This window comes from Kitasatospora sp. A2-31 (genome assembly GCF_022288725.1).
Taxonomy (GTDB): domain Bacteria; phylum Actinomycetota; class Actinomycetes; order Streptomycetales; family Streptomycetaceae; genus Kitasatospora.
Map to the genome: position 1 here is coordinate 539287 of NZ_JAKNTA010000003.1, position 22491 is coordinate 561777.

General features: G+C 74.4%; 26 protein-coding genes and 3 tRNA genes. 20 read left to right on the forward strand and 9 right to left on the reverse strand.

Annotated features, from left to right (window positions below; genetic code table 11):
- Positions 1 to 37: 37 nt before the first annotated feature.
- The 12 genes from MCM47_RS11255 (at position 38) to MCM47_RS11310 (ending at position 8892) form a co-directional block, all read left to right on the forward strand.
- The gene (locus MCM47_RS11255) at positions 38 to 346 is read left to right on the forward strand and encodes an RRQRL motif-containing zinc-binding protein (RefSeq protein ID WP_255752090.1); all 309 of its coding nucleotides are present in this window, start codon (positions 38 to 40) and stop codon (positions 344 to 346) included.
- Between the two features lie 43 nt (positions 347 to 389).
- Positions 390 to 839 (forward strand): hypothetical protein, encoded by a 450-nt coding sequence (locus MCM47_RS11260; RefSeq protein ID WP_238860949.1) that lies wholly within the window; start codon positions 390 to 392, stop codon positions 837 to 839.
- Between the two features lie 25 nt (positions 840 to 864).
- A complete protein-coding gene (locus MCM47_RS11265; RefSeq protein ID WP_238860951.1) occupies positions 865 to 1050 on the forward strand; it encodes a hypothetical protein in 186 nt (61 codons plus the stop codon).
- Between the two features lie 40 nt (positions 1051 to 1090).
- Positions 1091 to 1300, forward strand: coding sequence for a hypothetical protein (locus MCM47_RS11270; RefSeq protein WP_238860953.1), 210 nt, complete (start codon positions 1091 to 1093; stop codon positions 1298 to 1300).
- 266 nt (positions 1301 to 1566) lie between these two features.
- A complete protein-coding gene (locus MCM47_RS11275) occupies positions 1567 to 3624 on the forward strand; it encodes an FtsK/SpoIIIE domain-containing protein (RefSeq protein ID WP_238861425.1) in 2058 nt (685 codons plus the stop codon).
- Positions 3625 to 3853: 229 nt separating this feature from the next.
- Positions 3854 to 4072 carry a hypothetical protein gene (locus MCM47_RS11280; protein ID WP_238860955.1) on the forward strand — a complete coding sequence of 73 codons (219 nt, stop codon included), beginning with the start codon at positions 3854 to 3856 and terminating at the stop codon, positions 4070 to 4072.
- Positions 4069 to 4335 (forward strand): hypothetical protein, encoded by a 267-nt coding sequence (locus tag MCM47_RS11285; RefSeq protein WP_238860957.1) that lies wholly within the window; start codon positions 4069 to 4071, stop codon positions 4333 to 4335. Before MCM47_RS11280 ends, MCM47_RS11285 begins: the two co-directional genes overlap by 4 nt.
- A 107-nt stretch (positions 4336 to 4442) precedes the next feature.
- On the forward strand, positions 4443 to 4649 hold the full coding sequence (locus MCM47_RS11290; protein WP_238860959.1) for a hypothetical protein: 207 nt from the start codon (positions 4443 to 4445) through the stop codon (positions 4647 to 4649).
- A gap of 92 nt (positions 4650 to 4741) precedes the next feature.
- On the forward strand, positions 4742 to 5593 hold the full coding sequence (locus MCM47_RS11295) for a bifunctional DNA primase/polymerase (RefSeq protein WP_238860961.1): 852 nt from the start codon (positions 4742 to 4744) through the stop codon (positions 5591 to 5593).
- 2 nt (positions 5594 to 5595) lie between these two features.
- Positions 5596 to 7071, forward strand: coding sequence for an ATP-binding protein (locus tag MCM47_RS11300; protein ID WP_238860963.1), 1476 nt, complete (start codon positions 5596 to 5598; stop codon positions 7069 to 7071).
- A 427-nt stretch (positions 7072 to 7498) separates the two neighbouring features.
- Positions 7499 to 7687, forward strand: a complete 189-nt coding sequence (locus tag MCM47_RS11305) for a helix-turn-helix domain-containing protein (RefSeq protein ID WP_238860965.1) — start codon at positions 7499 to 7501, stop codon at positions 7685 to 7687.
- Positions 7687 to 8892 (forward strand): site-specific integrase, encoded by a 1206-nt coding sequence (locus MCM47_RS11310; RefSeq protein ID WP_238860967.1) that lies wholly within the window; start codon positions 7687 to 7689, stop codon positions 8890 to 8892. Before MCM47_RS11305 ends, MCM47_RS11310 begins: the two co-directional genes overlap by 1 nt.
- 88 nt (positions 8893 to 8980) lie before the next feature.
- Here the strand turns inward: MCM47_RS11310 and MCM47_RS11315 are convergent.
- The 4 genes from MCM47_RS11315 to MCM47_RS11330 all read right to left on the reverse strand — a co-directional run bounded on the left by MCM47_RS11315 (position 8981) and on the right by MCM47_RS11330 (position 9747).
- Positions 8981 to 9054 (reverse strand) — tRNA-Phe (locus MCM47_RS11315).
- 27 nt (positions 9055 to 9081) lie between these two features.
- Positions 9082 to 9155, reverse strand: a tRNA-Asp gene (locus tag MCM47_RS11320).
- A gap of 64 nt (positions 9156 to 9219) precedes the next feature.
- Positions 9220 to 9292, reverse strand: a tRNA-Glu gene (locus tag MCM47_RS11325).
- A 113-nt stretch (positions 9293 to 9405) separates the two neighbouring features.
- Positions 9406 to 9747 (reverse strand): metallopeptidase family protein, encoded by a 342-nt coding sequence (locus MCM47_RS11330; protein WP_238861427.1) that lies wholly within the window; start codon positions 9745 to 9747, stop codon positions 9406 to 9408.
- 70 nt (positions 9748 to 9817) lie between these two features.
- Between MCM47_RS11330 and crcB (MCM47_RS11335) the strand changes: the two genes are divergently transcribed.
- The 6 genes from crcB (MCM47_RS11335) to MCM47_RS11360 all read left to right on the forward strand — a co-directional run bounded on the left by crcB (MCM47_RS11335) (position 9818) and on the right by MCM47_RS11360 (position 15656).
- Positions 9818 to 10318, forward strand: coding sequence for a fluoride efflux transporter CrcB (crcB, locus tag MCM47_RS11335; RefSeq protein ID WP_238860969.1), 501 nt, complete (start codon positions 9818 to 9820; stop codon positions 10316 to 10318).
- The gene (locus tag MCM47_RS11340; protein WP_238860971.1) at positions 10315 to 10764 is read left to right on the forward strand and encodes a DUF190 domain-containing protein; all 450 of its coding nucleotides are present in this window, start codon (positions 10315 to 10317) and stop codon (positions 10762 to 10764) included. Before crcB (MCM47_RS11335) ends, MCM47_RS11340 begins: the two co-directional genes overlap by 4 nt.
- Positions 10761 to 11135, forward strand: coding sequence for a fluoride efflux transporter CrcB (gene crcB, locus MCM47_RS11345; RefSeq protein WP_238860973.1), 375 nt, complete (start codon positions 10761 to 10763; stop codon positions 11133 to 11135). The genes MCM47_RS11340 and crcB (MCM47_RS11345) overlap by 4 nt, the downstream gene beginning before the upstream one ends.
- 287 nt (positions 11136 to 11422) lie before the next feature.
- A complete protein-coding gene (locus MCM47_RS11350; RefSeq protein ID WP_238860975.1) occupies positions 11423 to 11767 on the forward strand; it encodes a hypothetical protein in 345 nt (114 codons plus the stop codon).
- 647 nt (positions 11768 to 12414) lie between these two features.
- Positions 12415 to 14640 (forward strand): DEAD/DEAH box helicase, encoded by a 2226-nt coding sequence (locus tag MCM47_RS11355; RefSeq protein ID WP_238860977.1) that lies wholly within the window; start codon positions 12415 to 12417, stop codon positions 14638 to 14640.
- 179 nt (positions 14641 to 14819) lie between these two features.
- Positions 14820 to 15656, forward strand: a complete 837-nt coding sequence (locus MCM47_RS11360; RefSeq protein ID WP_238860978.1) for a TIGR02452 family protein — start codon at positions 14820 to 14822, stop codon at positions 15654 to 15656.
- Between the two features lie 88 nt (positions 15657 to 15744).
- Here the strand turns inward: MCM47_RS11360 and MCM47_RS11365 are convergent, their stop codons facing one another.
- Positions 15745 to 16080, reverse strand: coding sequence for a hypothetical protein (locus tag MCM47_RS11365; RefSeq protein ID WP_238860980.1), 336 nt, complete (start codon positions 16078 to 16080; stop codon positions 15745 to 15747).
- Between the two features lie 159 nt (positions 16081 to 16239).
- A complete protein-coding gene (locus MCM47_RS11370; RefSeq protein ID WP_238860982.1) occupies positions 16240 to 17361 on the reverse strand; it encodes a hypothetical protein in 1122 nt (373 codons plus the stop codon).
- A gap of 110 nt (positions 17362 to 17471) precedes the next feature.
- Between MCM47_RS11370 and MCM47_RS11375 the strand changes: the two genes are divergently transcribed.
- Entirely contained in the window at positions 17472 to 18635 is a 1164-nt protein-coding gene (locus MCM47_RS11375) for a low temperature requirement protein A (protein ID WP_238860984.1), read from the forward strand.
- The gene (locus MCM47_RS11380) at positions 18632 to 19078 is read left to right on the forward strand and encodes an RICIN domain-containing protein (protein WP_238860986.1); all 447 of its coding nucleotides are present in this window, start codon (positions 18632 to 18634) and stop codon (positions 19076 to 19078) included. Before MCM47_RS11375 ends, MCM47_RS11380 begins: the two co-directional genes overlap by 4 nt.
- Positions 19079 to 19141: 63 nt before the next feature.
- On the opposite strand, the gene MCM47_RS11385 is transcribed toward MCM47_RS11380, so the two are convergent.
- From MCM47_RS11385 to MCM47_RS11395, 3 genes are all read right to left on the reverse strand, one after another.
- Positions 19142 to 19885 (reverse strand): tyrosine-protein phosphatase, encoded by a 744-nt coding sequence (locus MCM47_RS11385; protein ID WP_238860988.1) that lies wholly within the window; start codon positions 19883 to 19885, stop codon positions 19142 to 19144.
- Positions 19886 to 20065: 180 nt separating this feature from the next.
- On the reverse strand, positions 20066 to 20836 hold the full coding sequence (locus tag MCM47_RS11390; RefSeq protein ID WP_238860990.1) for an SDR family oxidoreductase: 771 nt from the start codon (positions 20834 to 20836) through the stop codon (positions 20066 to 20068).
- 117 nt (positions 20837 to 20953) lie between these two features.
- Positions 20954 to 22255 carry a DNA glycosylase AlkZ-like family protein gene (locus MCM47_RS11395; protein ID WP_238860992.1) on the reverse strand — a complete coding sequence of 434 codons (1302 nt, stop codon included), beginning with the start codon at positions 22253 to 22255 and terminating at the stop codon, positions 20954 to 20956.
- Between the last annotated feature and the right edge of the window lie 236 nt (positions 22256 to 22491).

The following is a 22491-nucleotide window of genomic DNA, read 5'->3' on the forward strand; positions in this document are numbered from 1 at the left end:
ACGCCGCCACGGCGGCACCCCCACCTACCCGTGGCGGATGGCCCCCGCCGGGCTGTTCACCCGCCGCCAGCTCCGTACCCGCGGCCTGCGCCCGGGTGGTCAGCCCGTGGCCGCACAGATCCTCTGGCGCTCCCGCCGCACCAACGGCGTGCGGGCCGCCTACCTCTACCGGCTCGCCCTGGCCAAGCCCGTCCGCCCCATGACGGAGGCCAGGGCCGCCGCCCTGGCAAAGGCCAATGCCGCCCGCCGCACCTGCCCGGCCTGCGGCATCGATGCCGGCTACGTCCTGCCCGCGCACCTGGGCACCTGCCTGCCCTGCGCCGACAGCGTGCCGCTCGCCGCCTGAGATCCCCCCAACTTCCGTGCACGACAAGACCTTTGGAGTCTTCGTGAACAGCGTCCGCGCTGCCCGCTTCGCCGCCGCCTACGCCCTGTTCCGCGCCGCCGCCGACGTGGCGGACCACTGGATCCAGACCGACCACCAGGCCTCCACCAAGGGCCAGCACGACCACAACCAGGGGCAGTCCAGCGCGGCCGGCCGCCGTGCCTGCGCCGCCCACGTCGCCACCTACACCGCCACCCAGGCCGCCGCGCTCATCGCCGGTAGCCGCCTGCTCGGCATCCGGCTGCGCCCCGGACCGGTCGCCACCGCACTCGCCCTGTCCGCCGCCACCCACTACATCGCCGACCGCCGCGAGCCCCTGCGCCGCCTGGCCGACGCCACCGGCAAGGGCAACTTCGTCCGCCTCACCGACTACGGCATGAACGGCGCCTACGCCCTCGACCAGGCCTGGCACCACGCCGCCGAGACCTGCGCCGCCCTCATCGCCTCCGCCTGAACCAACGCCTGAAGGAGAGATCGGCATGTACCAGCGCCCGCCCGTGCACCGCTACCCCGTCAAGGGCACTGTCCAGGTCATCACCGGCCTTCTCACCTCCCACTGGAGGTGTGAGGGCTGCCTCGCCACCAGCTACCCCATGACCCGCCAGCAGGCCGCCGACCAGGCCGAGCGCCACGGCGCCACCTGCCGCTCCCTGCGCCGCCCCTGACACCCACCCACGCCACCACACGCCGAGGAAGGCCTTCGCCATGACCGTGTTCAACGTCAACGACCGCGTCACCGTGATCGACCGGAGCGACCGGGACTTCGGGCAGACCGGACGCGTCTTCTACGTCCAGTCGGACGGCACGCTGCTGGTCGACCAGATCGGCTCCGGGTTCCTGAACGCCCTGTGCGGCGGGCTGGTCTTCCACCCGTCGCAGCTCAAGCACGCCGACGCGCAGACCGCGCAGGGCTGATTTCGCCCCGGGGCGGCCGCCTAAGCCGCCAAGCACGCCGGCCGTCCCGGGCCCCTTCTCCGCACCACAACGCAGTGAGGAAGGAACACCCAGTGAACCAGCCGCACAGCACCGACCGCAGCACCGAGCCCGACCCTGGCGGGGGCGTGGTGGTGGACCTCGACAAGGCCCGCGCTGCCCGCACCATCCCGACGGACGCCCCGCCGCCCGCTGTCCCGGCGGCGCCCGTGCCGGTCGAGGGTGTCGTCCTGCCTAACCCGGCGGCCATGCCGGGGCGTCCGCCGGTGTGGGTGCGCGGGGGCCGCTCGGTGCGGGTGGTGCTTACCGATGACCGGACCCGCACCGCTGCCCGTCTGGTGGTCCGGCACGGCGCCTACGTCGTCGCCGGGGCCGGCATCGCCGCCCGGCGTGCGTGGGACGGCCGCACCTTGGCCCGCTACGAGCGCATGATGCGCACCGCGGAGGCGGCGGGTCAGCACGAGGTGGCGATGGAGTGGGAGGTCCGGGCCGCGGCGTTCCGTGCGGCCCGCCACCAGCGCCGCATGGACCTGCTGAAGGCACCTCAGCAGGTCGCCAAGTCCGCGGCGTTCGCCGTGGGCACCGCGCAGGGAGCGCTGCTGCTGCTCGGTGTGATCCTGGCCATCGCGGAGAAGGACATCGCCCAGCTCGTCGTGCCGACCATGACCGTGATCGACCTGATCCGGTGGGTGGCGGTGTTCATCGGCATCGTGTGGGGCCCGCTGACCGTGCTCGGCCCCTGGCTCGGCTTGCTGGCCTTGTGGTCGGTCGGCCGGCACCGGCAGGCCGCCCCCGCGTGGACGCTGCCGGCCGCCGCCACGGCCACGGTCGGCGCGCCGATCACCCCCTCGGTGGTGGTCACGTCGCTGCGGGATCTGGGCATCGCCCCGCTGCGGAACGCGATCCGGGAGATGGGCGACGCCGGGGCGGGGATGCTCGGCCCGATCCGCATCGCCGGCTGCGGCGTCGAGGTGGACGTCACCCTGCCGTCTGGGGTGTCGACGGAGGAGGTGCAGAAGCGGCGCCGCAAGCTCGCCGAGAACCTGTCCCGGCACGAGCACGAGGTGTTCATCACCATCCCGCAGGCCGCCCGCACCGTGCGCCTGTGGATCGCCGACTCGGGCGCGTTGGACGAGCCGATCGGCCCGTCCCCGCTGGTCACCGACCCCGACACCCCGGCCGACCTCTACACTGGCCGCGCCCCCTGGGGCCAGGACCTGCGCGGCGACGCCGCCGCGCTGTCCCTGCTGCAGCGCCACCTGCTGATCACCGGCCTGTCCAACCAGGGCAAGACCGCAGCGCTCCGTGCCCTGGCGCTGTGGCTGGCCCTGGACACGTCGGTGGAGTTCCGCATCGCCGACCTCAAGGGCGTGGGTGACTGGCGCATGTTCGACGGCCTGGCCACCGTCCTCATCCAGGGCCCCACCGACCAGCACGTGATTGACGCGACCGAGATGCTGGAAGCCGGCGTCGCGGAGATGGAACGCCGCATCGAGCTGCTGGAGCAGTCCGGCGCGACCGACGGCGTCACCCGCGAGATGGCCCGCACCGACCACCGGTTCCACCCGATCGTGCTGCTCGTCGACGAAGCGCAGGTCGCGTTCATGTGCCCGGCGGTCGGCGAGGACAAGCGCCCCTACGGCGGGACGAAAGCCACGTCCCGGTACTTCATGGCCGCCCGCAAGCTCCACAACCAGGGCCGCGCGGTGAACGTGACCCTTTGGCAGGGCACCCAGGACCCCACCAACGAGAACCTGCCCAAGCTGGTCCGCGAAGGTGCCCACATCCGGGCCTCGCTCGTCCTCGGCACCGAGGAACAGGCCCGCATGGCCCTCGGTGACAAGGCCGTCGACGGCGGCGCCGCCCCGCACAAGCTCCGCCAGGGCCTCGACAAGGGCACCGTCGTCGTCGCCGGCGACGGCGTCAAGCTCGCCCCCGGACAGTCGTCCACCACCATCCGCACCCACTTCATCTCCGGCGAGCACGCCGCCGAGATCGCCGACCGCGCCAAGGCCCGCCGCACCGGCGTCACCACCCTGTCCGCGGTCGAGCGCCCCGAGACCGTCGACCCGCTCGCCGACATCGCCGCCGTCCTCGGCGACGAGAAGCGCATGCGCACCCAAGAGGTCCTGGCCGGCCTCGCCGCCCGGGACCCGGGCGAGTACCGGGAGTGGACCTTCAGCGACCTCAAGACGGTCCTGGAGGCCGCCGGCGCCGCGCCCTACAAGTCCGACGGCGTGCAGGTCGTCTCCCGCTCCAAGGTCGAATCCGCGCTCCAGCTCCGCGCCGAAGACGCCGGAGCGTAACCAAACGACTAGAGGGAGGCCGGAGGGAGGCAGGGAGTTCTCCCTCTCCGCCTCCCTGAACCCCAACCCTGCCCCTGATCAGCCCAGATAGGCGCTTCAGGGAGGCAGGGAGGCAACCCCCGCACCCCCGCCAAGGGCCCGGAAACCCGCATCGCGACCCGGAGCCCTCCTCCCTCCCCACCCACCCACCATCACTCTCCGCAACCAGAGATGAAGGGAGAGCCATCCCGTGAACGCCCCCGCCCCGGCCGTCATCCGGCCGCTGGCCGCCGTGCACCTGCGCGACGCGCTCACCGCCGCCGCCAACGGCCACGGCCCGGCCGCACTGGCCGCCCTCATGCACATCGACCCCGAGTCCTGGGCCGCGATCGAGCAGCGCGCCGCCGCGCTCGGCACCGGCCTGATCGACCTGCTCGCCACCGCCGCCCGCACCGGAGGAACCCCGTGAGCGCCACCACCGACGCCATCACCGCCGCCGTCCTGTTCGGCCCCGGCCTGGCCGGCACCGCAGCCCTCGCCCTGACCTGGCGGGGCGCCAAAGCCGACTCCGCCGCCGTCCGGCAGGTCCTGGCCGAGTCCGCCGCCGCCCGCGCCGCCCAGCAGCAGACGGCCCCGCCCGACGGCGGCGAAGGCGCCCCCACCCCCACGGCCGAGCAGCCCACCCGCCTCGCCACCGTCCTGCCCTTCCCCACCACCCGGCGCGCCGCCTAGCCGGTCTGTGCCGACCCCGGTTCCGCCCGCCCCCCGACACCAGGCGGGGCGCGGGCGGTGCCAGGGACGGACAGCCCGATCCCACCCAGTTGCCCCGGGAGGGCCACATGACCAAGCGCACCTACCTCGACCCCCGCCAGATGGGCGCCGACAACATCGGCGACGCCGCCCGCCTCTTCCTGCTCGGCGTACGCATCACCCGCGCCGAAAGCCGCGGCAAGTCCACCAAGCGACTGGAGAACAAGGCCGACCGCATCCAGCAGGACGCCTTCGACCGCTGGGACGCCAAGTATGGCGCCCCCGACGAGAGCTGACTCCGCCCGGAGCGGCCGGCCACTCCCTGCCAGGATCTTCCGGCCGCTCCGGTTCCTCCCCCTGCTCTACCGAGATGAGGAGAACCACCAGCATGACCCAACCGACCAACCGGGGCGAGCACCTGCCCACCGCTCTCTCCCTGGCGGCCTCCGGCGTGCCCGTGCTGCCGTTGCGGGCCGGGAAGGTGCCGTTCGGCAACTGCCGGCACTGCGCCGACAACGCGTGTGGCGGCCGGCCGAACATGAAGACCCCGGGCCCCTGCACCTGCCCGAAGCCGTGCCACGGCTGGGCCGCCGCCACCACCGACCCCGACGTCATCAGCTCGCCCGCGTGGGCGCACGCGTGGCGGGAGGCGGCCTCCGTCGGCTACCACCCCGGCGGCGCGGGCCTGACCGTCGTGGACCTCGACAACGCGGACGCCATCGCGTGGGCCCGCATGGCCCTACCGGCGACCCGGACCGTCGCCACCACCCGGGGCGAGCACTGGCTGTACCGGGGCGCCATGCAGTCCGCGAACGCGGTGCGGCCGGGCGTGGACGTCAAGTCCACGATGGCCTACGCGCGGTGGCTCGGCCCCGGCACCGGCACCCTCACCGCCTTGCCGGACGTCGTCCGCGCCCTGGTGGTGAGGGAGCCCGCTGCGGTCCGGCCGGCGGCCGTCACGGTGCCCGCGCCGGCCGGGGGCGGGAAGTGCCCCCACCGCAGCCCGGTCTTCCTGGAGCGCGGCATCGCCATGGCCGAGCAGCGCATCGCCGAGGCGGCCAGCGGGGTGCACAACACGGTGTTCGGGGCGTTCCTCGCGGTGCTGTCCACGCACGGGCGGTGCGGGTGTCTGACCGAGGCGCACACCGCGCGGCTGTTCACCGCCGCGCAGGCCAAGGGCGAATCGCCCCGGCACTGCGCCGACGCGTGGGCCAACGCCCTGAGCAGGTTGGGGCTGTAGCCGTGGCCGAGGACGAGAAGACCCCGGCGCGCGAGATCATCGCCGACTACGCCCAGGTGCACTTCCGCTACTTCCGCACCGCCGACGGGACCGTGTACGCGCAGCGCACCGGCCACCCCGTGGCCCGTCCGATCCGCTCCCAGGGCACCACCGGCAGCCACCGCCAGGAACTCATGGTCGGCCTCTACAAGGACGGGGTCGGCGTGTTCAACGGGACCGCACTCAAGGAGGCACTGGACTTGATCGAAGCGCTCGCCCTGTCCGAGGACGTGCAGCCCGTCCACATCCGCGTCGCCCCCGGGTTCGACGGGGCGACGTGGCTGGACCTGGGCCGCGCCGACGGCCTGTCCGTGCGCATCCACCCCACCGGCTGGGACATCGCCACCCCGGACCCGCGGGAGGTCTGTTGGCGGCGCACCCAGCTCACCGGCGAACTCCCGGTGCCGGCCAAGGACACCGACGGCAAAGGCATCGACCTGCTGCTGCGGCTGTGCAACTTCGCCAACGCGCAGGCCGAGTGCCTGGCCATCGCCTGGCTGATCGGGTGCCTCGGGCCGTCCGTGCCCGTCCCGGCCCCGTTCCTCACCGGGCCGCAGGGCGCCGGCAAGTCCACCGGCGGCCGGATGCTGGTGCGGATCATCGAGGGCATGAGCGGTGACCTGCGCCGGGCACCGAAGGACGAAGAGAACCTGATCGCCGCCGTGGCGGCCGGCTGGGTCACCGCCCTGGACAACCTGAGCCACATGACCCCCGACCTGTCGGATGCCATGTGCTGCATCGTGACCGGCGCCGAGAGCGTCAAGCGCGCCCTGTTCACCGACGGCGACGTCCACCGCTCCGCCTACCGCCGCCCCCTGCTCCTGACCGGCATCGACGTCGGCGTCATCCGCCCCGACCTCGCCGAACGACTCCTGCCCCTGCGGCTGGAGCGCCCCCGCGTCCGCCGCACCGAAGCGGAGCTGTGGGCCGAGTACGCGGACGTGCTGCCCGTCGTCCTGGGGTCGCTGCTCGACCTCACGGTCAAGGTCCGCGCGGCCGAGGCGGAAACCCCGACCGACCTGCGGATGGCGGACTTCGCCCACCTGTGCGCGCAGCTCGACGCGGCAACCGGCTGGAGGGCACTGGCCGCCTACCGGGCCAGCCTGGACGACCTGAACGACGACGTCATCGAGGGCGACCTGTTGGCGCAGACCGTCCTCAAGCACGCCGAGACCATCGAGCCCGGCACCGCACAGCGCATGACCTCCACCGAGTGGCTGCAGTGCCTCGGCCGCCTCTACAGCGGCGACGACCCGCGGGCCGTTCCCAAGGGCTGGCCGACCACCGGCAAGGTCCTCTCCGACCGCCTCAAGCGCCTCCAGCCCACCCTTGCGGCCCGGGGCGTCCTCATCGACACCGGCCGCACCCACGAGGGCCGCTACCTCGAAATGGCCCGCCCCGCCCCCACGCCCCCGCACGACCAGCCCCGGCTGCACTGACCGCCCGGACAAGCAAGAAGAGCACCGGCGGCCCGGGTGCTCTTCTTGCTGTTCGGCGAAGCCGCCAAAGGTCGCGCCGCGCAGCGGCTCCTCATTCGCTCTGTGAGGCGCGCCTACTACAACGAACAGCCCCTCCTTTGTCCCAAGGAGGAAGACGCTGCGTCACGTGCGTCATACGGGGCGGAAACCGGCCCCCGACCTGCGACGACAGCCATGACGCAGACGACGGCCGCTGCGTCATCCTGCGTCACCTGCGTCACGCAATGACGCAGCCCATGACACACCCATGACGCAGCCCCCGCCTGCTGCGTCAGGCAAAACCCCTGGTCAGAGACCCAAATGACGCTGATGACGCAATGACGCAGAAATCCGCACCTCGGACAGCGCGCACCGCGAGAAGCCCCCGCCACCGCCCCAGGGAGCATGCATGACCACGATCCCGCCCGTCGCCCTGCAAGTCCCCGAGGTCATGGAGGCCCTGCGGCTGAGCCGCAGCAAGGTCTACGACCTCATTCGCACGAAGAAGCTCGGCAGCTTCAAGGAAGGCGGCTCCCGCCGCATCCCCGTCACTGCCCTGCATGACTACGTCCGCACCAAGATGGAGGAGGCCGCCTGATGGCGAAGCGTGCCAACGGCGAAGGCAGCATCACTCGAATGAAGGGACGCGACCTCTTTCACGGGCGGGTCTACGTGACGACCACGTCCGGCCTGATCAAGCGTGTCTCCGTGTACGGCAAGACGCGTGACGACGTACGGGAGAAGATCACTGCCCTTCAGGCCCAGGACAACCAGGGCATCCCGACGCCCGACACGAACGTGAAGATGGCCGAGTACCTGACGTACTGGCTGGCCGCGGTCGTGGGCGTGAACCGGCGCCCGAAGACCTACCAGGGGTACGAGAGCGTCGTCCGGGTGCACCTGATCCCCGGGCTCGGCAAGAAGAAGCTCAGGACGCTGCGGGCCACCGAGGTCCGGGTGTGGCTTGCCCACCTTGCCGCCGCCTGCCAGTGCTGCAAGAACGGCTGGGACGCCGCTCGGTCGGAGCCGGAGTGCTGCGCGGCGGGGCAGTGCTGCGAGACCAAGCTGTCCCACCGCACGGTTCAGCAGGCACACGCGGTCCTGAGGAACGCGTTGGAGAACGCCGTTCGGGAGGAGCTGGTCCTCCGGAACGTGGCGAAGCTGGTGCAGGTCCCCGCGCCCGACTACACGACCGGGAAGGGCCTCTCGGTCCCGCAGGCCCGGCTCCTGCTGAAGGCGGCCGGCGTCGACCGCCTCCATGCCCTGTACGTGCTGGCTCTGACCATGGGGATGCGGCGCGGGGAGCTGTTGGGTCTGCACTGGGAAGCGATCGACCTGGACCGCGGGACACTGATCGTCGCCAGCAACCTTCAACGGGTCGGTGGAGCGCTCCAGCTCGGCCCCACCAAGACGTCGTCCTCGCTGCGGACGCTCCCGCTCCCGCCGCTCGTCCTGGAGGCCCTGAGGGCCCACCGGGAGCGGCAGGCGCAGGAGCGGGTGGCCGCCGGGGAGCGGTGGACGGAGACCGGCCTGGTGTTCACCAGCAGGGTCGGGACGCCGATGGAACCGGACAACCTCCGGCGGAGCTGGTACCCGATCCGGGATCGGCTCGGCCTCACGCTCCGCTTTCATGATCTACGCCACACCTGCGTGACCCTGCTGCTGGATCTCGGGGTGCCGCCGCACGTCGTCCGGCAGATCGCCGGCCACAGTGACATCGGGGTGACCATGAAGATCTACGCCCACGCGTCCCTGGACGAGCAGCGGAAGGCCCTCGGGTCGCTCAGCGACCGGCTCTCCTGAGCCGTTGGCGTACCGGTTGGCGTACGCGGCATGCAGAAGGCCCCGGAGAGTGATCTCTCCGGGGCCTTTTTGCCTTTTCAGGCGCTTGTGGCCAGGGCCGGGGTCGAACCGGCGACCTTCCGCTTTTCAGGCGGACGCTCGTACCAACTGAGCTACCTGGCCGTACTACACCGCCTCTTGCGAGACGAGCGATCCCGACGGGACTTGAACCCGCGACCTCCACCTTGACAGGGTGGCGAGCTAACCAACTGCTCCACGGGACCTTGTGTGGTGTTTCTCCACTAGGTCTTGCGGCACTGCACTTTACTACGGTACTGCGGTACTGCGTGCCCCCAACGGGATTCGAACCCGTGCTACCGCCTTGAAAGGGCGGCGTCCTGGGCCACTAGACGATGAGGGCTTGCGGCCTGTCCCGCTGTTTCCAGCGTTCGGGGACGTCGAGAAGCATATGGGATGTCGAGCCGAACGCCAAAACGGGTTCCGGCCGAGTGGCGGGGCGTGGGACGGGCCGGGTCAGGACCAGCCGAGCTCGTCGAGCTCGTGGTCGTCGAAGCCGAAGTGGTGGGCGACCTCGTGGATCACCGTGGTGCGGACCTCCTCGACCACCTGTTCGCGGGAGTCGCAGTGCCGGAGGGTCGGGCCCAGGTAGATGATGATCCGGTCGGGCAGGACGCCCGCGTACCACTCGCCGCGCTCGGTGAGCGGGGTGCCCTCGTACAGGCCGAGGAGCTCCGGGTCGGAGGCGTCGGGTTCGTCCTCGACGAAGACCGCGACGTTGTCCATCATGGCCGCGAGCTGCGGGGGAATCTGGTCGAGGGCGTCGCCGACCAGCGTCTCGAACTCTTCCCGGGTCATCTCCACCGGATCATTGTCGGCTCTGCGGTGACGGTGTGCCAGGCGGTCGGCGCCGGTGTTTCATGGGCTTATGACGACCTCGGGCGGTGCGGTGGGGAGCGCGGAACGGACGGGGCCGGCGCCGGTCCGGCCGGTGCGGCCGCCGGTGCTGCGCGGACAGGGGCGGGCGGTGGGCGCGGTGGCGCTCGGCGGGGCGATCGGCGCCGCGGCCCGCTACGGGGCCGGGCTGCTGTGGCCGGCCGGTCCGGCGGCCTTCCCGTGGACCACGCTGCTGGTGAACGTGGTGGGCTGCGCGGTGATCGGGGTGTTCCTGGTGGCCGTCACCGAGGGACGGCCCGCGCACCCGCTGCTGCGGCCGTTCTTCGGGACCGGCGTGCTGGGCGGGTTCACCACCTTCTCCACCTACGAGGTGGACGTCCGGCGGTTGCTGGGCGAGGGGCGGCCCGGGGCGGCGGCGGCCTACCTGGGGCTGACGCTGCTGGCGGCGATGGCCGCGGTCTGGGCGGCGGCCGGGCTGACCCGCGGCCTGATCCGCCGTCTGGCCCGGAGCGGGGAAGGGGCGTCGGGATGACCAGGCGGTCGGACGGGCCCGCGTCGGACGGGCCGGCGTCGGGCGGACCGGCATCGGACGGGACCGCGGCGAACGGGCCGGAGCCGAGCGGGCCGGCCCTGCGGCTCACCGTGCTGGTGGGCGAGGGCGACCGGTGGCACCACCGCCCGCTGTACAGCGAGATCGTGCACCGGGCGCGGGACGCCGGGCTGGCCGGGGCGAGCGTGTTCCGGGGGATCGAGGGGTTCGGGGCGTCCTCGCTGGTGCACACCGCCCGGCTGCTCTCCCTCAGCGAGGACCTGCCGGTGGCGGTCGTGGTCGTGGACACCGAGGAACGGGTGCGGGCCTTCCTGCCCCGGCTGGACGGGCTGGTGGCCGGCGGCCTGGTGGTGCTCGACCGGTGCGAGGTGGTCCGGCCGGCGGGACGCGGACGGGACGCGGAGCACGAGCGGGGGGCGGGGGAGTGAACTGGCTGCTCGTGGTGGTGGGCGCGGTGGTCGGCGCGCCGCTGCGGTACCTGACCGACCGTGCCGTGCAGTCCCGGCACGATTCGGTGTTCCCGTGGGGCACCTTCGCCGTGAACGCGGCCGGCTGTCTGGTGCTCGGGCTGCTGACCGGGGCGGCGGCGGCCGGCGCGGCGTCCTCGGACGTCCAGCTCCTCGTCGGCACGGGGTTCTGCGGGGCGTTGACCACGTACTCGACCTTCTCGTACGAGACGCTGCGGCTGGCCGAGAGCGGCGCCGGGCGGTACGCGCTGGCCAATGTGCTGGGGAGCCTCGCGGTGGGGCTGGCGGCCGTCTACGCGGGGGCGGGGCTGGCCTCTGTGCTCTGGGGCTGAGCGGTCCCGGGGCGCCCGGCGGTCCGGTGGGCGGCGGCGGTCCGGTGTGCAGCGGCGGTCCGGTGGGCGGCGGCCGCACCGCGGAGCCGCCCCGCGGCCGGGCCGGGCGGGAGGTTCGAACCGCGGCCGTTGCGCCGGGCGGTCGGCGTCCGGGGCTTCCTGCGGGGCCGGCCGTGTCCCGCCGGGCCGGACGCGCGTTGGTCACCACGAGTGGGCCGTGTGCATGGGCGGCCGGGTGGGGCTGTGGAGCGAGGGGCTCGGTGGCGGCGATGCGTTCGGTGCGTTCGGTGCGTTCGATGCGTTCGGTGCGCGAGGTGGGCGCCCGGGAAGGCCGTCCGGCGGTGGTGCGGGCGTTGGCGGTCCGGCGGACCGCGCCGGTGCGCAGTGGCGTGGTGCGGGCGGCCGCGGTGCTGGCGGTGGCCGGGTTGGGCCTGACGGGGTGCATGTCGGTGGGCCCCGGTGCGGCGGACGAGAAGCACGGCACGGTGCCGGTCGGGCAGGCCGGGACGCCGGGCCGGGCGGGCGGTGCCGGCGGTACGGCCGCGCCGAGCGGCGGCCACCAGGGCGGCCCGTCCGGGAGGTCGGAGCGCCCGGGAGCGGACCCGCCGACGGCGCGCGGACGGCGGGCCTGACCCCGACACCGGGCGCGGCCCCGCCGGGCGTCGGCGGCACGGACGGCGGGAACGGCGCGGCCGGTCCGAGCGACGCGAACGGGACGGTCGAGGGCGCGGGATCCGCCCCGGGCGCCGTGACGGGCGAGCCCGCGCCCGGAGCGAGCGGATCCGCCGGGGGCGTGAGCGCTGGCACCGCACCTCGTCCGGGCACCGGGTCGTCCAGCGGCGGCGCGGCCGGCGGCCCGGCCGGGACGGGCGGGGCCACCGGCCCCGCCGGCACCGCGGGCGCCGGCGAGGGGCGTTCCGGCGGCGGCTCCGCCACCACACCGGCGGCGAGCCCGTCCGCGCGGCCGTCGAGCACCCCGGAACCCGCGCACACCACCTCCGCCCCGCCCGTGCCGAGCACCCCGGAACCGTCCGCCGGAAGCTCCGGATCTTCGGCGCCCACCGCCGGTCCGGGTGGGCACTAGCGATCTGGCCAGGGCATTTGCCTCCGATCCCGAGGTTCCTCTATGGTGGTAGATCGTTCGTTTGATCCATTTGACTGGCGCCCTATTCCCATCTGGCGCCCTTGGCGCGTTCCGGCGATCCGTGGCTGACCGCATAGAGGCGGTTGTGAAACAGAACCCCGGACTTTGGCGCGTGCCACTTCCGGAAGGTTTTAGATGTCTCTCATTGACGACGCCCGCTTCGCCATGCCCGCGAACGAGTCCGCCGCCGATGCCACCACTCCCGAGACCGACGCCCGGCTGACCGAGGCCGACGCCGCCGAGGTCGTCGCCGAGGCCGCCGAGATCACCGAGGCCGCCGCCGACGAGGCCGAGGTCGAGGAGGCCGCCGAGCCCACCGTCACCTTCGGCGACCTGGGCCTGCCGGACGACGTCGTCCGGGCCCTCGCCAAGCGCGGCGTGACCACCCCGTTCCCGATCCAGGCCGCGACCATCCCGGACGCGCTGGCCGGCAAGGACGTCCTGGGCCGCGGCCGCACCGGCTCCGGCAAGACCCTGAGCTTCGGCCTGCCGCTGCTGACCCGCCTCGCCGACGGCGAGCGCACCCGCGCCAAGCACCCGCGCGGCCTGATCCTGGTCCCGACCCGCGAGCTGGCGATGCAGGTCGCCGACGCCCTGGAGCCGTTCGGCTCGGTGCTCGGCCTGCGCCTCAAGGTCGTCTGCGGCGGTACCTCGATGTCCAACCAGATCTACGCGCTGGAGCGCGGTGTCGACGTCCTGGTCGCCACCCCCGGCCGTCTGCGCGACCTGATCAACCGCGGCTCCGCCAAGCTCGACGACGTCCAGGTCGCCGTCCTCGACGAGGCCGACCAGATGGCCGACATGGGCTTCCTGCCCGAGGTCACCGAGATCCTCGACCAGGTGCCGGCCGGCGGCCAGCGCCTGCTGTTCTCCGCCACGCTGGAGAACGAGATCGACACCCTGGTCAAGCGCTACCTGAACAGCCCGGTCACCCACGAGGTCGACCCGTCGGCCGGCGCGGTCACCACCATGACCCACCACATCCTCGTGGTGAAGCCCAAGGACAAGGCGCCGATCACCAACGCGATCGCCGCCCGCAAGGGCCGCACGATCATCTTCGTCCGCACCCAGATGGGCGCCGACCGCGTCGCCGAGCAGCTGATCGAGGCCGGCGTCAAGGCCGACGCGCTGCACGGCGGCATGACCCAGGGCGCCCGCACCCGCGTCCTCGGCGACTTCAAGGACGGCTACGTCAACGTCGTCGTCGCCACCGACGTCGCCGCCCGCGGCATCCACGTGGACGGCATCGACCTGGTCCTCAACGTGGACCCGGCCGGCGACCACAAGGACTACCTGCACCGCTCCGGCCGCACCGCCCGTGCCGGCCGCTCCGGCACCGTCGTCACCCTGGTGCTGCCGCACCAGCGCCGCGGCGTCTTCCGTCTGATGGAGGACGCGGGCGTCGACGCCTCGCGCCACATCCTCGACCACGCCTTCGACGCCGAGGTCGCCCGGATCACCGGCGCCCGCTCGCTGATCGAGGTCCAGGCCGAGAGCGCCGCCGGCATCGCCGGTGCCGCCGAGCGCGAGCTGGCCGAGATGACCCGCCAGCTGGAGCGCGCACAGCGCCGCGCCACCGAGCTGCGCGAGGAGGCCGACCGCCTGGCCGCGCGGGCCGCGCGCGAGCGGGCCGAGCTGGGCATCGAGGACGCGCCGGCCGCCGACGCCGAGGCGGGCGAGGCCGCCGAGGCCCCGGCCGAGACCGCCGCGCCGGTGGTCGAGGAGCGCACCCCGTCCTACCGCGAGGCCCGCACCGAGCGCCCGGCGTTCACCCGCGACCGCGACCGCGACCGTGACGACCGCGGCGGCCGTTCCGGCGGCTTCGGCCGTGACCGCGACCGTGACCGCGGTGGCTTCGGCCGTGACCGTGACGACCGCGGTGGCCGTTCGGGTGGCTTCGGCGACCGTGACCGCGGTGGCTTCAACCGTGACCGTGACGACCGCGGTGGCCGTTCCGGCGGCTTCGGCGACCGTGACCGCGGTGGCTTCAACCGTGACCGCGACGACCGCGGCGGCCGTTCCGGCCGTGACCGTGACGACCGCGGTGGCCGTTCGGGTGGCTTCGGCGACCGTGACCGCGGTGGCTTCGGCCGTGACCGCGACGACCGCGGCGGCCGTTCCGGCGGCTTCGGCGACCGTCCGGCCCGCTCCTTCGGCGACCGCCCGTCCTTCGGCCGGGACCGCGACGAGCGCGGCGGCAGCAGCCGTCCGTTCTCCCGCCGCGACGACCACCGCTCCGGTGGCCGCCCGCAGGCCTCCGGTGGCTTCAACCGTGACCGCGACGACCGCGGCGGCCGTTCCGGCGGCTTCAACTCCGGTGGCTTCAACCGCGACGACCGCAAGCCGCGCTGGAAGAACTGACCCGGCCGGCACCGGCTCCACGGGCCCGCTCCACTTCGGTGGGGCGGGCCCGTCCGCGTTCGCGCGCCCGTCCGCCCGGGCCGACCGGGGGCGTTCGCGGCCGCCCGGGCGCGGGTGTTGTTCTGTGGGTGAGAATAACCTGTGGCGTGGCGGCGGTCCCGTCCCCTACCGTCGCGGTCATGAGCAGCAGACTGCATCACGTGGCAGCGGTGAACGAGGAGATCGCCGCGCGGGGGAGCTACCGGGTGGCCGGGGGCGAGCTCGTGCAGGTGAGGGAGCGACTGGCCGCGGCCAGGGAGGGGACGGTGTCGTACACCCCGGAGGCGCTGGACGCGCTGCTCCGGGCGGGCGGGCCGGGCCCGCTGAGGGGTGCGGCCGGAGCCGTCGAGGTGACCGCCGAGGGCAGCATTGAGGCGGCCCGGCGGCTGGCCGGGGCCGGCACCGGCCGGGTGGGGGTGCTCAACTTCGCCTCCGCGCGTAACCCGGGCGGCGGCTACCTGCGCGGCGCCCGCGCCCAGGAGGAGGACCTCTGCCGCAGCGCCCTGCTGTACACCTGCCTGGTGGAGGCGCCGGACTACTACGAGGCGCACCGCGCCTCGACCGACCTGCGGTACAGCCACCGGGTGATCGTCTCGCCGGACGTGCCGGTGATCCGGGACGACAGGGGCGAGCTGCTGGCGCAGCCCTACCCGGTGACCTTCCTCACCTCGCCCGCGCCCAACGCGGGCCAGCTGGAACGGCGTTCGGCCGGGACGGACGTCCGGGGCGTGCTCGCCGAGCGGGCCGTACGGGTGCTCGCGGCGGCCGCCCGCCACGAGATCCGGGCGCTGGTGCTGGGGGCGTGGGGCTGCGGGGTGTTCCGCAACGACCCGGCGCAGGTGGCCGAGGCGTTCGAGGGGGCGCTGGCGCAGTACGGCGCGGCCTTCGAGCAGGTGGTGTTCGCGGTCTGGGACCGCACGCCCGTCTCCGCCAACCGCGCCGCCTTCGAGGCCCGGTTCGGCCCGGCCTCCCGCTGACGGACCGGCCTCAAGCCTCCGGCCCGGCCTCCCGCTGACGGCCGGGTGGCCCGGAGCCCCGTCGACGTCGGCCCGTCGGCCGGTCGGGTCAGCCCTTGCGGTCGGTGATCGCGGTGGCGGCGGTCGAGGCGGCCACGACCACCCCGGTGACCGCGAAGACGGACGGCCAGGCGCCGATCCTCTTCGCCAGCGGGTGCGAGCCGCCGAAGGCCGCCACGTACAGCCCCGTCAGTGCGGCCGCGGTGGCCGCGCCCGAGCTCCGGTGCCACTGCACCGCGGCACCGGCGCCGGCCGCCGCCAGGACGGCACCGCCCAGCTCGCGCCGGCCGCTCCAGCGGGCGACGCCGTAGCCGCCGACCAGACCGCTCGCCGCGGTGAGAGCGGCGGGCGCCGCGGCCGAGAGCACGTCGGGGATCCTCGCCATGGTCGACTCCACTCCGTGGGTTCGGCCCGGGGCCGCCGGCCGCTCCGGCTCCTCCGGTCCTTCGACCATAACCCGCCCGCCGGGCCGGCCGATCCGCGCACCCGGGCCGGGGCCGGCCGCCGGTCCGATCCGGCCGACCGCCCCGTCCGGCACCGGGGTTCAGCGGTAGGCCTGCTCGAAGGGGTGCGCGGGCGCCGCCGCGGCGAGCTTGGCCGCGGCCTCGGCGGGGGCCAGTACCCGCTCCAGCCGGAGGTCCCCCGGGACCTGCTGGATGAACCGGCCGGCCGACCAGCTCCGCTCGTACGGCTGCGGGTCCAGCACCAGGGTGCGCACGCCGTCCACCACCGGGATGTCGGCGGGGGTGCCCTCGTTCCAGATCCACGAGCCGTCCGGGGCGAGCAGGTTGAACGCTCCCAGCGCGATCACCCGGCGCCGGGCGTCGACCTCGGCGGTCCGGCTGAGCGCCACCACCTCAGGGTGGGGGCGGGTGCCCGGCAGGTGGCCGCCGCCGATCAGCAGCTCGGCCAGCAGGGTGTGCAGCTGGAAGTTGTCGGCCAGCCCGTCCATCCGGACCAGGTAGCCGGTGCCGCTCGGACGGTCGAGCACCAGCAGCGGCTCGTCGTCCAGCATCTTCATCAGGTAGAGCAGGCCCTTGAGGTCGTGGTGGCCGTCCCCGTACCGCTCGATCAGCTCGGCCAGGACGTCCGTCACGCCGGAAGACCGGGCCGAGGTGCGGACGGCGGCGTGCGTGTAGACCGCGAACGAGGCCATCTGCCACAGGTGCAGCGTCCACCAGCCGATCACCGCCCGGTGGGCCGGCCAGGCGTCCGGGTCGTCCGGGTCGGCGATCCGGGCGTGCGCGTGCCCCGGGTCGTCGGCGTCCGGGTCGGGCAGCTGCCCGCCGCCCGTCTCCTTCCAGCGCTCGACCAGCAGCAGCGCGCCGGTGAGCGCCTCGCGCAGACCGGCCAGCACCTGGTCCGCGCAGGCCACCGGATCGGCGCCGCGCTCCACGCAGGCGCCCACCATCATGGCCAGGTGGGCCCGTTCGAAGGGCGGTGAGTCCGCCAGCTGGGCGGCCAGCCGCGGGCCGGCCTCGGCCGACTCGCGCGCTCCGGCCGGTCCGAGCAGTCCGCGCAGCAGCCGGAACGCGGCATCGAAGCGTTCCATGTCGGCGACCGCGTTGGCGGCCTCCAGAGCGGTGATCGCGCTGTCCAGGGTCGGCTGCTGACGGTCGGACGGATCCGCGGACCCGTCGGGCGAGGGAATTCGGTCGGACACCATTCGCCGCAGCATAGGCGCCCACCCTGACGGGCCGTCCGGCCGGGGTCGCCCGTGCGTCCGACCGTCGAAAACACCCGCGCGGAGCGGTCGCCGTGTCGCATACTCGCGCGGTGACCGTGCCCCGTGCCCTGCCGGCCCCCTTGGCGGCCGAGGCGGAGCCCGCCCTGCGGGTGGCCCCGCTCGAACTCTTCCTCGACCTCGTCTTCGTCTTCACCATCACCCAGCTCACCGGGAGCCTGGTCCACCACCTCACCCCCGGTGGCCTGGCCCAGGTGGTCGTGATGCTGGCGGTGATCTGGTGGATGTACGACGCGTTCATCTGGCTGACCAACGCGATGCCGCCGACCAGCCACGGCCGCCGCGGCCTGTTGCTCCTGGCGATGGCCGGGTTCCTGGTGATCTCGCTCGCCGTCCCGCACGCCTTCGAGGGCAGCGGCGTCGCCTTCGGGTGGGCGTACCTGCTGGTGGTCGCCGTGCACACCGGGATGTTCGCGGCCTCCGGGGTGGCGCTCGGGCCGGTCCTGCGGATGGGCGGGCTCAACCTGGCCAACACCGGCCTGGTGGTGACCGGCGGCTACCTCACCGGCACCGCCCAACTCGGCTTCTGGGCCGCGGCCTTCGCCCTGCAGTTCGCGATACCCCGGTTGGTCGACCTGCCGAGCTTCCAGCTCCGGGCCGACCACTTCGTCGAGCGCCACGGCCTCGTCGTGATCATCGCGTTCGGCGAGTCGGTGATCGCCATCGGCGTCGGAGCGGGCACCGCCGACCTCGGCGCCCCGCTGGTCGCCGTCGCCGTGCTCAGCCTGGCCGTCTGCGTGGGCCTCTGGTGGGCGTACTTCGGCCACGACGACGACAGCCGCGCCGAGCACCACATGGCGGCGCTGCCCTCGGACCGCCGTAACCTGCTCGCGGTGAGCGTCTACAACCTGGGCCACTACGGGCTGCTGCTCGGAGTGCTGCTCTTCGCGGCCGGGGTGAAGTCCGCGGTCGCCCACCCGGACGCGCCGATCACCCTCGCGCAGGCCGCCGCCCTGGCCGGCGGCGTCGCGCTCTTCCTCGCGGTGAACGTCGCGATCCGCCGCAGCTTCGCGCTGACCCCCAACCTGCCCCGGCTGCTCGCCGCAGGCCTGCTGGTGGCGGTCGTCCCGCTGGGGACGGGGGTGTCGGCGCTGGCGGAGGTGGCCGCCTCGGCCGCCGTGCTCGGCGGGGCCTTCGGCTACGAGGCCGCGCGGCAGCGGGGCCGGTCGGTGCCCGGTGGCAGACTCGCACCGTGACGGATTACGCGATCAAGGACGGCCTCTACCGGGTGCGCAACGTCGGCAGCGGCCTGCTGCTGGAGGTCGTCGACGGAAGCCGCCGCAGCGGCGCCAGGGTCGGGCTGGGCGCGGACGACGGCTCGGACGCCCAGCTCTGGCGCTTCACGGCCGTCCACGCGGGCGGGGCGCTCTTCCACGTGGAGAACGCCGGCAGCGGCAAGCGGCTCGACGTCACCGGGGCCTCCCCGGAGGACGGCGTCCCGATCCAGCAGTGGTCGGCCAATGCCTTCGGCGCCCAGGAGTGGCTGCTCGAACACCACCTCGACGCCCCCGGCACCTACACCCTGGTCAGCTTCATCGCCGGCAAGCCGCTGACCGCCACCGCCCCGGGCGAACCCGTCGAGCAGCGGGAGGACGACGACTCCCCCGCGCAGTGGTGGCGCCTGGAGCCCCAGGGGTAGGCCCTTGCCGCCCCGGTCCCGCCCCGGTCCCGGACCGGACGGGGGCGGGGCGGGCCCCGTGTCTCAGGCCTCCGGACCTCGGGCGGAGAGGTTGTCGCGGAGGGCGGTGAGGTCCTCGTCGGTGGTGCCGTGGGCCCGGAGGTAGTCCGCGACGGAGCCGTGGTTGGTCCGGATCCAGGTCAGCGAGGAGGCCAGCAGCGGCGCGGAGACGGGCCGGGAGACCCGCTCGGCGCCGGTCTCGTCGATGTAGGGCGTCGGGCCGTCGAGCAGGCCGAGGCCGGCGTTGGAGAGCAGGTAGTCGGCCATGACGTCGGCGTCGGAGGCCCCGAGGAGGGACTGCACCACGGCGATGGTGAGGCCGGTGCGGTCCTTGCCGACGGCGCAGTGGACGACGGCCGGGACGCCGCCGGCGGCGCCGAGCCGGCGGACGGCGGCGACCAGGGACGGGCCGGCCGTCTGGGCCATGAACGGGTAGAGCTCGGCCTGGTCCTCGGGCCAGGGGCGGTCGGTGTCCTCCCGGTTGGCCGGGAGGGTGGGGAGGTTGACCGCCTCGTGGTCGAGGCCGTGCCGCAGGTCCGGCCAGACCTCCAGCTCGAACGGGCTGCGCAGGTCGATCACCAGGCGCAGGCCCAGCGCCTTGAGGCGCTGGGCGCCCTCCGGGGCGAGGGCGTGGAAGGACCCGGAGCGGTAGAGCACCCCCTTGCGCAGGGTGCCGACGCCGCCGGCGTCACGGAAGTTGCGGACACCGGGGATGTCGATGAAGGCGGACGGCAGGTCGGGTTCGCGGTCCGGCAAGGCGTCGGTCATGCGCTCCACCGTACGGGCGGGAGCGGCACCGCGGGAAGGAAACGGAACACGGGGTCTCGGTGTCCGGGTCCCCGCGCCCGCACCCCGGCAGCCGCAGGCGCCCGCCGGGGCGGCGCCCGGGCCGGCCCCATCGTCCCGGGAGCCGTCGCCCCGGGGGCCGGGGCCCCGCCGGGGCGGGCCTCAGCGGCCGCCCGCGACGTCCAGGAAGCCGCCGGTCATGTACGAGGACGCCGGGGAGAGCAGGAAGAGGATCGCCTCGGCGACCTCCTCCGGCTGCCCGCCGCGCCGCATCGGCAGGTCGGGGGCGACCCGGTCCACCCGGCCGGGCTCCCCGCCCAGGGCGTGGATGTCGGTGTGGATCAGCCCCGGCCGGACGGCGTTGACCCGGATGCCCTCGGCGGCGACCTCCAGGGCCAGCCCGCGCGTCATCGAGTCGACGGCGCCCTTGGCGGCCGCGTAGTCCACGTACTCGTTCGGCGAGCCGAGCCGGGCGGCGGCGGAGGAGACGTTGACGATCACGCCGCCGGCCCCGCCGTACCGGGTGGACATGCGGCGGACGGCCTGCGCGGCGCACAGGAAGGGGGCGGTGATGTTGGCGGCCCAGATCCGGTTCAGCCGGTCCTCGTCGACCTCCTCCAGCCGGCACTGCTTCTCCAGCGTGCCGGCGTTGTTCACCAGGGCGGTGAGCGGGCCGAGTTCGGTGTCGACGGCGGCGAACAGCCGCTCGACCCCGGCGGTGCGGGTGACGTCGGCCCGGACGGCCACGGCGGTGCCGCCCTCGGCCCGGATCGCCTCGACCACCGAGGCCGCCGAGGCCTCGTCGCTGCGGTAGTTGACGCACACCCGGTAGCCGCGGCGCCCGGCGAGCCGTGCGGTGGCGGCGCCGATCCCGCGCCCGCCGCCGGTGACGAGGAGGACTTCGGTGCGGGCCGGGGCCGTCGAGTCGGTCATGCCCTGCACGGTACTCCGTCCGCGCCCGCCCGGGCCCGTGTCTCGGCCCGGGCCCGCGTCACGGCGCGGGATCCGGCATCACGGTCCGGCCCCCGTCACCGTCCCGCGGCCCCGGCATCACGAGCCGGACGCGGCCGCCGCCCGCAGGGCCGCGATCTTCGGCGCCCGGCTCCTCGGCGAGTCCAGACCGAACCCGCGTGCGTCCCCGAGCCGGTCGCGGACGAAGGCCTCGGTCCGGGCCACCGCCGCCCGCAGTTCGGCGTCGGGCGGCACGAAGGGCTGGTGGACGATCTCGGCCCGCTCGGCGTCGTACTCCCAGAGGCCGACGATCCGGCCCCGGTCCAGCACGATGTGGGTCTGCGGATCGGCCTCGCCGCCGAAGCTGCGCCCGGCCTTCCCGCCCCGGCCGGACGGCAGCTGCCGGACCGCGTCGGCGGGGTCGACCAGCCGGGGCAGGTCGCGGTGGAGCAGGTGGATGCCGTCGATGCCGGCCAGCAGTGTGTAGTACGGCTCCGCCGGGACGGTGAACTCGGCGAACTCGTCGATGAGTTCGGGGAGCATCAGCAGCCCGGCGCCGGCCGGCCCGCCCGGCAGCGGGACGATCCCGGCCTCGGCGACGGCCCGTCGGGCGGTCGCCGCGGTGAAGCCGGAGAACCAACGGAAGTGCCCGAGGTTCGCCGGGCCGGCCCAGGCGAAGTAGCGCCGGGCGAGGTCGACCGCGTCGCCCGCGACCGGCTGGTCCCAGCCGAGGTAGCCGTAACGCTGCTGGTCCAGACGGCCGTTGGTCGGCACCCGGCGGATCTGGCCGCGCGACTGCATCAGGGCGAGGGCCAGCGGCAGGGTGGTGGAGAGGCCGCGCTTCTTCCCCGCCTCGCCCAGCGACCGGACGGCGCCGCCCACCGCCACCCGGAGTGCGGCCGGGTCCTGCGGCGTGTCCGGGGCGGCGGCGAGGGCGCGGCCGATGGCCAGGCAAAGCTGCTCCACCTCGTCCCGGCCGACCCCGAGGTGCTTCTCGGCGGAGGCCAACTCGCCTGCGGGGGCGGCCGCTCCGACCGCCAGGGCGAGGGAGAAGTCGGTGGCCGGCACCACGTAGGTGCAGCCGCGCGCGGCGGGCAGCTCGTGCACCGCCAGCCCGGCGATCGCCGCGTCCACGGCCTGCCGATCCAGGCCTGCCCGGGCGAACAGCCCGAGGTAGGGCGCCGCGCCGCCCACCGAGCGGGCCCAGCCGGTGGCGGCCAGGACCTCGGCCGGGGACGCGCCGCGGTGGACGCCGTCCAGCCACTGCCGGTGCGCCCACCAGGCCCGCAGCTTCTCGGGGGTGACGTCGGGCGCCGCTCCGGGTGCGGCGCCGTGGGTGACCCGGGGCGGGGCCGGGGAGGCGGCCTCGGGGTGCCGTGGGGTGCCGTTCGCCTTCGCCATGCGGCCAGTATCGGTCCGGGGCCGCCACCGGGTGGGAATTCGCTCGCCCGGCGCGGTCCGCGCACGGCACACTCCTCTGACCGCACCGCGCGGCGAGGGCCCCGCGCACCGGCCGTGTCCGCGCGATCCCCCGGCCCGGGACCGTCCAGACCCGGACCGTCCAGACCCGGACCGTCCAGCCCGGGACCGTCCAGATCCGGACCGTCCAGCCCGGGCCGCCTAACACCTTACGGAGA

What these genes read in the sequence shown, in the direction of transcription:
- MCM47_RS11330 (WP_238861427.1), bottom strand. Translation starts at nt 9,747, where the DNA reads ATGACCCGGGAAGAGTTCGAGACGCTGGTCGGCGACGCCCTCGACCAG.
- MCM47_RS11305 (WP_238860965.1), top strand. Translation starts at nt 7,499, where the DNA reads ATGACCACGATCCCGCCCGTCGCCCTGCAAGTCCCCGAGGTCATGGAG.
- crcB (WP_238860969.1), top strand. Translation starts at nt 9,818, where the DNA reads ATGACGACCTCGGGCGGTGCGGTGGGGAGCGCGGAACGGACGGGGCCG.
- MCM47_RS11355 (WP_238860977.1), top strand. Translation starts at nt 12,415, where the DNA reads ATGTCTCTCATTGACGACGCCCGCTTCGCCATGCCCGCGAACGAGTCC.
- MCM47_RS11275 (WP_238861425.1), top strand. Translation starts at nt 1,567, where the DNA reads ATGCCGGGGCGTCCGCCGGTGTGGGTGCGCGGGGGCCGCTCGGTGCGG.
- MCM47_RS11340 (WP_238860971.1), top strand. Translation starts at nt 10,315, where the DNA reads ATGACCAGGCGGTCGGACGGGCCCGCGTCGGACGGGCCGGCGTCGGGC.
- MCM47_RS11365 (WP_238860980.1), bottom strand. Translation starts at nt 16,080, where the DNA reads ATGGCGAGGATCCCCGACGTGCTCTCGGCCGCGGCGCCCGCCGCTCTC.
- MCM47_RS11390 (WP_238860990.1), bottom strand. Translation starts at nt 20,836, where the DNA reads ATGACCGACTCGACGGCCCCGGCCCGCACCGAAGTCCTCCTCGTCACC.
- MCM47_RS11395 (WP_238860992.1), bottom strand. Translation starts at nt 22,255, where the DNA reads ATGGCGAAGGCGAACGGCACCCCACGGCACCCCGAGGCCGCCTCCCCG.
- MCM47_RS11270 (WP_238860953.1), top strand. Translation starts at nt 1,091, where the DNA reads ATGACCGTGTTCAACGTCAACGACCGCGTCACCGTGATCGACCGGAGC.
- MCM47_RS11310 (WP_238860967.1), top strand. Translation starts at nt 7,687, where the DNA reads ATGGCGAAGCGTGCCAACGGCGAAGGCAGCATCACTCGAATGAAGGGA.
- MCM47_RS11265 (WP_238860951.1), top strand. Translation starts at nt 865, where the DNA reads ATGTACCAGCGCCCGCCCGTGCACCGCTACCCCGTCAAGGGCACTGTC.
- MCM47_RS11295 (WP_238860961.1), top strand. Translation starts at nt 4,742, where the DNA reads ATGACCCAACCGACCAACCGGGGCGAGCACCTGCCCACCGCTCTCTCC.
- MCM47_RS11370 (WP_238860982.1), bottom strand. Translation starts at nt 17,361, where the DNA reads ATGGTGTCCGACCGAATTCCCTCGCCCGACGGGTCCGCGGATCCGTCC.
- MCM47_RS11360 (WP_238860978.1), top strand. Translation starts at nt 14,820, where the DNA reads ATGAGCAGCAGACTGCATCACGTGGCAGCGGTGAACGAGGAGATCGCC.
- MCM47_RS11385 (WP_238860988.1), bottom strand. Translation starts at nt 19,885, where the DNA reads ATGACCGACGCCTTGCCGGACCGCGAACCCGACCTGCCGTCCGCCTTC.
- MCM47_RS11290 (WP_238860959.1), top strand. Translation starts at nt 4,443, where the DNA reads ATGACCAAGCGCACCTACCTCGACCCCCGCCAGATGGGCGCCGACAAC.
- MCM47_RS11255 (WP_255752090.1), top strand. Translation starts at nt 38, where the DNA reads ATGGCCCCCGCCGGGCTGTTCACCCGCCGCCAGCTCCGTACCCGCGGC.